At 62.5% G+C, this 7561-nt stretch carries 11 protein-coding genes, 1 tRNA gene and 1 pseudogene; 8 read left to right on the top strand and 5 right to left on the bottom strand.

The window, feature by feature from the left end; genetic code table 11:
* Positions 1-310: 310 nt before the first annotated feature.
* Positions 311-916, top strand: coding sequence for an RNA polymerase sigma factor (locus tag CG471_RS28255; RefSeq protein WP_004207570.1), 606 nt, complete (start codon positions 311-313; stop codon positions 914-916).
* Complete coding sequence (locus CG471_RS28250) at positions 885-1865, top strand: FecR domain-containing protein (protein ID WP_037511612.1); 981 nt, start codon at positions 885-887, stop codon at positions 1863-1865. The genes CG471_RS28255 and CG471_RS28250 overlap by 32 nt, the downstream gene beginning before the upstream one ends.
* A 6-nt stretch (positions 1866-1871) precedes the next feature.
* On the opposite strand, the gene CG471_RS28245 is transcribed toward CG471_RS28250, so the two are convergent.
* The 4 genes from CG471_RS28245 to CG471_RS28230 form a co-directional block, all read right to left on the bottom strand.
* Positions 1872-2570 (bottom strand): NAD-dependent deacylase, encoded by a 699-nt coding sequence (locus CG471_RS28245; RefSeq protein ID WP_099234478.1) that lies wholly within the window; start codon positions 2568-2570, stop codon positions 1872-1874.
* Positions 2571-2586: 16 nt separating this feature from the next.
* Positions 2587-2898: a hypothetical protein gene (locus CG471_RS28240; protein ID WP_257211721.1), complete on the bottom strand. Its 312-nt coding sequence runs from the start codon at positions 2896-2898 to the stop codon at positions 2587-2589.
* A gap of 62 nt (positions 2899-2960) precedes the next feature.
* Positions 2961-3260, bottom strand: a complete 300-nt coding sequence (locus CG471_RS28235) for a polyhydroxyalkanoic acid system family protein (RefSeq protein WP_004207574.1) — start codon at positions 3258-3260, stop codon at positions 2961-2963.
* Positions 3261-3283: 23 nt separating this feature from the next.
* Complete coding sequence (locus CG471_RS28230) at positions 3284-3967, bottom strand: fumarylacetoacetate hydrolase family protein (protein WP_099234476.1); 684 nt, start codon at positions 3965-3967, stop codon at positions 3284-3286.
* Between the two features lie 178 nt (positions 3968-4145).
* On the opposite strand from CG471_RS28230, the gene dapB reads away from it, so the two are divergent.
* From dapB to CG471_RS28200, 6 genes are all read left to right on the top strand, one after another.
* Positions 4146-4910, top strand: coding sequence for a 4-hydroxy-tetrahydrodipicolinate reductase (dapB, locus tag CG471_RS28225; RefSeq protein ID WP_099234479.1), 765 nt, complete (start codon positions 4146-4148; stop codon positions 4908-4910).
* A 4-nt stretch (positions 4911-4914) separates the two neighbouring features.
* Entirely contained in the window at positions 4915-5574 is a 660-nt protein-coding gene (nth, locus tag CG471_RS28220) for an endonuclease III (RefSeq protein ID WP_037511600.1), read from the top strand.
* Between the two features lie 78 nt (positions 5575-5652).
* Positions 5653-6039, top strand: coding sequence for a hypothetical protein (locus tag CG471_RS28215; protein WP_037511597.1), 387 nt, complete (start codon positions 5653-5655; stop codon positions 6037-6039).
* Between the two features lie 75 nt (positions 6040-6114).
* Positions 6115-6191: transfer RNA gene (locus CG471_RS28210), tRNA-Arg, on the top strand.
* Between the two features lie 142 nt (positions 6192-6333).
* Positions 6334-6615, top strand: coding sequence for a hypothetical protein (locus CG471_RS28205; protein WP_143560303.1), 282 nt, complete (start codon positions 6334-6336; stop codon positions 6613-6615).
* Positions 6616-6647: 32 nt separating this feature from the next.
* Positions 6648-7466, top strand: a complete 819-nt coding sequence (locus CG471_RS28200; protein ID WP_143560302.1) for a hypothetical protein — start codon at positions 6648-6650, stop codon at positions 7464-7466.
* Here CG471_RS28200 and CG471_RS31575 read toward each other — a convergent pair.
* A pseudogene (locus CG471_RS31575) lies at positions 7447-7561 on the bottom strand (IS5/IS1182 family transposase); the annotation flags it as partial. The gene CG471_RS28200 and the pseudogene CG471_RS31575 sit on opposite strands and share 20 nt — an antisense overlap.

The following is a 7561-nucleotide window of genomic DNA, read 5'->3' as shown; positions in this document are numbered from 1 at the left end:
CCCCCCGCCCGAAACGCCGCCCCCTGCGACTCCGGACGAGACTCCGATCAACGAGCCGCCCGAAATCATCCCCGGCGAACCCGATTATGACCAGCCCGACAGCGCGCCGGACGAGGTTCCGCCTGACATAATTTCGTAACCACGCAACAAAAGAAGGCCCCTGAAAACTTTTTTGCAACAGGGTGGAACTTTTTATGGCGGATTACGGAATATGCGTAATCACGTGCTGGACACCCCCCGGAATCCATGATTGAAATGTGACAACAAAAAGAAATTCAGGAGAGGCGCGCTGACATAAAAGGGGGTCGACGTGCATAGGGTTCGCGCCAAGCTAGAGTGGTTCAAGACCGTGATTTTGCCGCAGGAAGCTGCCTTGAGGGGCCGCCTGCGTCGCATTTTGCCCTCCACCCACGAGTTGGAGGACATGGTCGCCGAAGTTCTTGCCCGTGCCTATGCCACGGAGAACTGGGAAAATGTCACCACCGGGCGCGCCTACCTCTTCACCATCGCCCGCAACCTCGTCATCGACACCGCCCGCCGCAACAAGGTGGTGAGCTTCGAGACGATCGCCGATCTGGAATTGCTGGGCGGCGAAAACACCATCGAGGCACAGCTTCACGCCCGCGAGGCGCTCCGCCAGGTCGAGGCGATTGTCGATTCGCTGCCCACCCAGTGCCGCCGCGTCTTCATTCTTCGCCGTATCCACGAAAAATCGATGCTGGAAATAGCGGAGGAAATGTCTCTGTCCGTTTCTACTGTTGAAAAACATCTGGCCAAAGCGATCGGCATAGTTATGCGGGCCTGGGCAGAACGTGAGGAAACGGATTTCGAACGTGCAGGCGTCGGGACCAGGTTCAAACAGCGGGGACAGGGACGCGATCGCGTTGGAAGCCGCGCGCCTGCTGGCCAGGCTTAACAGCGACCCTACTCCCCAGGACGAAGACGAGATATGTGCGTGGATCGAGGCCGATCCGCGCCATGGCGTGGCCTTTGCCCGCGCCGAAGCCGCCTGGGACGCGGCCGAGCGACTGAAGAGCGCCGCCGCCGAAGTCAATCTGCCCCCGCTCGAAGCGATCGTCAGCGAGGAACAGCAGCGCCGCCTGTCGCGCAACATCATGATCGCCGCCGGCATCGCCATCGCCTTCTTCATCGTCGCCGCGATCGTCACCATCCGCACCTTCAGCGGCGTCGACCGCTATGAGACGGCGGTCGGCCAAATCCGCGACGTCGCACTGGCCGACGGCTCCATCCTGCACCTCAACAGCAACAGCGAGGCGGAAGTCCGCTTCACCGACATCGGCCGCAAGGTGCGCGTGCTGAAGGGCGAAGCCTCCTTCGACGTGGCCCATGACAAGGGCCGCCCGTTCGACGTGGAGGTGCGATCCGCCCAGATCCGCGCCGTCGGCACCGCTTTCAACGTCCGCATGCGCCCGTCGGTGGTGGAACTGACGGTCACGCAGGGCACGGTGACGGTCCATTCGGGCAATAGCGGGCTGGAAAAGGTCAGCGCCGGCAGCGGGGCCGTTATCCAGTCGCGCAGCATCGACCTCACCCACCTTAGCCCCAAGCTGATCGACCAGCGCACGGCCTGGCGCGACCAGATGGTCGAGTTGGACGGGGAAACGATCGAGCAGGCGGCCAGCGAGTTCAACCGCTATCGCCGCGCGCCGATCCTGATCGGTGACGCCCGCGTCTCCTCGCTACGGGTCGGCGGGCGCTTCCGCGTCAGCGACAGCAAGGAATTCCTCTCCGCGCTGCAACTGAGCCTGCCGATCCGCGCGGTGAATGGCGAGGATGGATCGGTGATGCTGCTTTATCGCGATGAACCCGATGGCGCCGACATCATGGCAGCACCCAGCGAATAAGGCCGGTCAGCCGAGCAGGTCGCTTACCAGTTCGGGCACAAGTTTGCTTGCCGGGCCAAGCCGGCTTTCCTCGAAATAGCTGCTGCCCGCCGACGGATCGAGATTGAGCTCCAGCGTGCGGGCGCCATAGTGGCGCGCCATCTGAACGAAGCCGGCGGCCGGATAGACCGCGCCCGATGTGCCGATCGACACGAACAGGTCGGCCTGTGCCAGCGCTTCCTCGATCCGCTCCATATCATAGGGCATTTCGCCGAAGAAGACGATGTCGGGCCGCAGGCTGGGCGCGCCGCAACCGGCGCAGGCGCTGCCGGGCGGCAGCGGATCGGCCCAGGCCACCGTCTTGCCGCAGGCGGCACAGAGGGCGGACTTCAATTCCCCATGCATGTGGAGCAGCCGGGTCGCCCCTGCCCGCTCATGCAGGTCATCGACATTCTGGGTGACGATCAGCAGATCGCCCGGCCAGGCGCGGTCGAGCGCAGCCAATGCCTCATGCGCGGGATTGGGCGCCACCTCCGCCAGCTTCGCCCGCCGCTCGTCATAGAAGCGATGCACCAGCGCCGGATTGCGCGCCAGCGCTTCGGGGGTGCAGACATCCTCCACCCGATGCCCCTCCCACAAGCCATCCGGCCCGCGAAAGGTGGCAAGCCCGCTCTCTGCCGAAATACCCGCGCCGGTGAGGATGACGATATTGCGGATGTCGGTCATGCGACGTTCGCCCCCTTCATTTGTTGCGCCGGATGAACTGGCTGGCAAACCGGACATTATAGGCGTGCATCTCGCCTTCTGGAGTGATCACCAGTTCGGTGACATTGGCGCGCTGAAAATCACCCTCACGCTCCTCATCATCGACCTTCAGGCTGACCGTCACCACATCGTCATCCGTGGCGACAAGCTTATAGTCATAGGACACGATGCGGCCGAAGCAGGCGACCTCACCACCGTCTACCGACAGTTCGACCGTCGGATCGTCCGCATCGATCCAGAGCCCCTGCATTTCCATCGGAAGGGCTACATCCCGGCCTGAGCGATCCATCCTTACCTCTTTTCCTGTTCGGGACGGCCGCTCAACCTCGCTGCAAGGGCCGCGCCATTGTCTTACGCCTTGGTCAGCATCTTCTGGGCGCTGGTCTTGATGAAGTCGGAGATCGGCCCGGACATCATCTTGAGGAACATCGGGATCGACACGGTGCCGCGCACCTTGTCCTCCTCGATCAGCAGCTTGACCGGGATGGTCTGGGCCATGGCCGAAATTTCCATGTCCAGCGCATAGTCGGACGGCCAGGTCGCGGTCATGGTGCCACCGCCGGGGATATGCTGTTCCAGCTTGGGCAGGCCCTGCTCCACCCGGCGCTTCGCCTCGTCACGGCCGAGGTCATGGGGAATGTCGATATCCATCCTGTTTATCCTTGTTCTGATGGTCAGTTCTGAAAGGCGATGTCGAGCGGCGGCAGGCCGGCGATGGTCGCCTGCACCGCCTGGCCGGGCGCGATCGGGCCGACGCCGGCAGGCGTGCCGGTGAAGATCAGGTCGCCGGGCGCCAGTTCCACATAGGTGGAGAGATTGGCAATGATTTCTGGCACCGACCAGATCATGTCGGCCAGGTCGCCCGACTGGCGCGGGTCGCCATCGATGCTGAGCGCAATGGCGCCGCTGGCCGGCGGGGTGCCGGGGTGGATCGGACCGATCGGCGCGGAGCGATCAAAGCCCTTGGCCATGTCCCAGGGACGCCCCGCCTTCTTCGCGACCGCCTGCATGTCGCGACGGGTGAGGTCGATGCCGACCGCCCAGCCGTAGATCAGCGCCAGCGCATCCTCGACCGCGACATCCGTGCCGCCCGCGCCGAGCGCGACCACCAGTTCGACCTCATGATGCAGATCCTGCGTGCGCGGGGGGAAAGGCAGCGACGCGCCATTCTCGACCACGGCATCGGCCGGCTTGGTGAAGAAGAAGGGCGGCGCGCGATCGGGATCACCGCCCATTTCGCGCGCATGTTCGGCATAATTCTGCCCGACGCAGAAGATGCGGCGGACGGGGAAGCGATCGGCGCAGCCGTCGATCGGCAGGGTCGGAACGGAGAGTCGGGGAAGATCGAGCATGGCCATCTCTTAGAGCCAGTTCGAAAAATCGCGAAAGAGCGATTTTTCGGTACGGTACCGGCTTTCTCAAACGAACTCCTAGCCATGGCCGGTCCCTTTTCCCAAGAAATTCATGGTGCCGGATGACAAAGGGCCGCCGCTCTGGCATCGCGCGCTCACTTATCTTCAAGGAACGGATCAGGGCATGACCAGCATCGGGATTTTCGGCGCCGCCGGGCGCATGGGCCGCGCCATCGCGCAGGCCGCGGCGGAGGCGGGACTGACCGTGGCGGGCGGCCCCGATCGCGACGGCAGCGGCGAACTGGCCCCCGGCGTCGCCATCACCAGCGATCCGCTGGCGCTGGCACAGACGGCCGACGTGCTGATCGACTTTTCCGTGCCAGCCGCGCTTTCCGCCAATCTCGACGCCTGCATCGCCGCGAACAAGCCGATCCTGATCGGCACGACGGGACTGGAGGGCGAGCATCATGCGCTGATCGACCAGGCGGCAGCCCGCATCCCGGTGCTGCAGACCGGCAATACGTCGCTGGGCGTCAACCTGCTCGCCGCGCTGGTGGAGAAGGCCGCCGCCAGCCTGGGTGATGATTGGGACATCGAGATCGTCGAGATGCATCACCGCCACAAGGTCGACGCGCCGTCGGGCACCGCGCTGCTGCTGGGCGAAGCAGCGGCGAAGGGGCGCGGCATCGCGCTGGCCGACCATAGCGAGCGCGGCCGTGACGGCATCACCGGCGCACGGGCGAAGGGCGCGATCGGCTTTGCCGCGCTGCGCGGCGGATCGGTCGCGGGCGACCATCAGGTCATCCTGGCGACCGAGGGCGAGCGGATCGAGCTTGGCCATCGCGCCGAAAACCGCAGCATCTTCGCGCACGGCGCGATCAAGGGCGCCCGCTGGCTCGCCGGCCAGCCGGTCGGCCGCTATGACATGAAGGGCGTATTGGGGCTCTGATGCCATGAACAAGGGCCAGATCTTCGACTTTTTCAGCCGCCTGGCAGAGGCCAATCCCGCCCCGGTGACGGAGCTGGAATATGGCAATGCCTATCAGCTGCTGGTCGCGGTCACCCTGTCGGCGCAGGCCACCGATGTCGGCGTCAACAAGGCGACCCGCGCCCTGTTCCGCGAGGTCGAAACGCCGCAGCAGATGGTCGATCTGGGCGAGGACGCGCTGAAACAGCACATCAAGACGATCGGCCTGTTCAATACCAAGGCGAAGAATGTCATCGCCCTGTCCGAGATATTGGTACGCGATTTCGGCGGCGAGGTGCCGCAGGATCGCGACGCCCTGACCACCCTGCCCGGCGTCGGCCGCAAGACCGCCAATGTCGTGCTCAACACCGCCTTCGGGCAGGAAACCTTCGCGGTCGATACCCATATCTTCCGCGTCGGCAACCGCACCGGCCTGGCGCCGGGCAAGACGGTGCTGGCGGTCGAGGACAAGCTGGAAAAGCGCGTGCCCCAGCCCTTCCGCCGCGACGCCCATCATTGGCTGATCCTGCATGGCCGCTATGTCTGCAAGGCGCGCAAGCCCGAATGCTGGCGCTGCATCGTGTCGGACCTGTGCCGCTTCAAGCCCAAGACGCCGGAACCCGGCAGCATGGCGAAAGCCGCCTGATCGCGCCCGACGGCGGTGCTAGGATCGGTACGGAAATCAGCTCCGCGAATCGTCTTGTCAGCACGAAGGAGAGAGACAATGTCCATCCGCCCCATTCTCACCGCCGGCCTGCTGCTGGCCTGTGGCCTGACGCCTGCTTTCGCCAAGACCAAGGACAAGCCGGATCCCTATGTGCCCAGCGGCGATCCGGTCGACTGCATTTCGATCAGCCAGATTCGGTCGAGCAATGTGCGTGACGATCGCACGATCGATTTCGAGGTGAGCGGCAAGAAGATCTACCGCAACACCCTGCCCAACAGCTGCCCCAGCCTGGGCTTCGAGCGGCGCTTTTCCTATCGCACCAGCATGTCCCAGCTTTGTTCGGTCGACATCATCACCGTGCTGTTCAACGCCGGGCCGGGCCTGCAACCGGGTGCCAGCTGTGGCCTGGGCAAATTCCAGCCAATGGTGAAACCCCCGAAATAAGTTTCGGGAACAGGTGATTTTGTGGCTGGCGCGGTTCGAAGCCCTTTGCTAAGCGCCCCTTCTGACTAGCGTCATGCACCCATAGCTCAGCTGGATAGAGCGTTGCCCTCCGAAGGCAAAGGCCAGTGGTTCGAATCCACTTGGGTGCACCATTTATCGACATTATGCTGCAGAACGGCACAGTTTGACGGTCGGCTTGCGCTGATTGATCCATTTCCGACCCAGTTGAAATGGTGATTATCACGGCGAACGATAGGCTCTCCCTCCGAAACATTGATGGTTTTGGAGGTTGGAATGGCACATTTGTTACGGGTCTTCCCGGATGCAGCCACCATGACATGGGCGATCTTCGTCGATCACCGGCCGGTCACGAAATTCAACCGCTATTTCGAAATACTGCTTTCACTGACGCCGGGCGAGCATCGCCTGGTCGTACATGCCAATGGCAGTGGCGCAACAGTGAAGGTGAGCATTGATAATGCCGAGCTATTGTCACCCGACACAGACTGGCCATTGGTCCTCAAGGTTCCCTTAACCTCAAGCGGCGACCATGTCATAGCGGAGTTCTCCGTATGAAAGGGGGCTGGAAGTTCCTGATAGGAACGGCCGTGACCGGCTTTCCCGCATTGGCTTTCGCTCAGCCAAATATACCTCCCGCCGTATCAACGGCCGTCAACCAGACTGATGATCTGCAAGAAAAACGAACTTCAGCCCCAAGCGGAAGAAGTGATTCCCTCCTCAGCGGCCTTGGCGGGGAGATAGAAATTAATGGCGGCGAGCCCAAGGCGTCGCTCAGCTTCAATAGGAAGCTATCGCCAGAGATAGTCGCTGCAGGCGTCGATGGCATGAGCAGCAACTTTCGGCAAACCAGCTACGGGCTGTCGCTATCCGTTCCACTGGGTGGCGAAGATAATCTGGTCGATCCGCAATTACTCGACCGGCTTTCGGACGGGCCGGCACTAACCTTCAGCCTGTCGCGCTACAACGCGACCACACGGGACGATCCGTCAGGCCTCAAAAATCAATTCTGGCAATTTGGTGGCGAAGCGAGGATCGGCACCAACCAGTTCCATTATCGTGACCCGACGACATTGACGAAATATTCCAGCTGGAAACCACAGCTGGCTATCGGCGGCTTCATCGCCTTCTATCCCGGTGAGCAGAAAAGCATGCTAAGCTTCGCCATCGACTATCAGTCCAGCTATCAAGCGGCAGATGAAAAGATACTTTGCAAGCCATTGGTGACTGACCCTGACAAGGATTGCTTTAAGGCGGCACCACAGGCACCCGATCGTCAGGACGCCGTCAACCTGTCCTTCGAGTATCGGCAGGCGATCGGAAAGGATGTTCTGGACGCTAGCCTCGCCTTCTCGCCGAAGTTCACCTATGACGCCCTAGGGTCCGGACTCAATTGCACCAGAAGGTGAGTGAGGCAGCGAGGAAGACGCCGGCCATGTAATTGGTGGCGAGCTTGTCGTATCTGGTGGCGATGCGGCGCCAATCCTTGAGGCGGCACCAGAGG

It is taken from the genome of Sphingobium sp. IP1 (genome assembly GCF_002708645.1).
GTDB lineage: Bacteria > Pseudomonadota > Alphaproteobacteria > Sphingomonadales > Sphingomonadaceae > Sphingobium > Sphingobium yanoikuyae.
The sequence above is the reverse complement of the archived record's forward strand: the minus strand, read 5'-3'. Positions and strand labels throughout refer to the sequence as shown.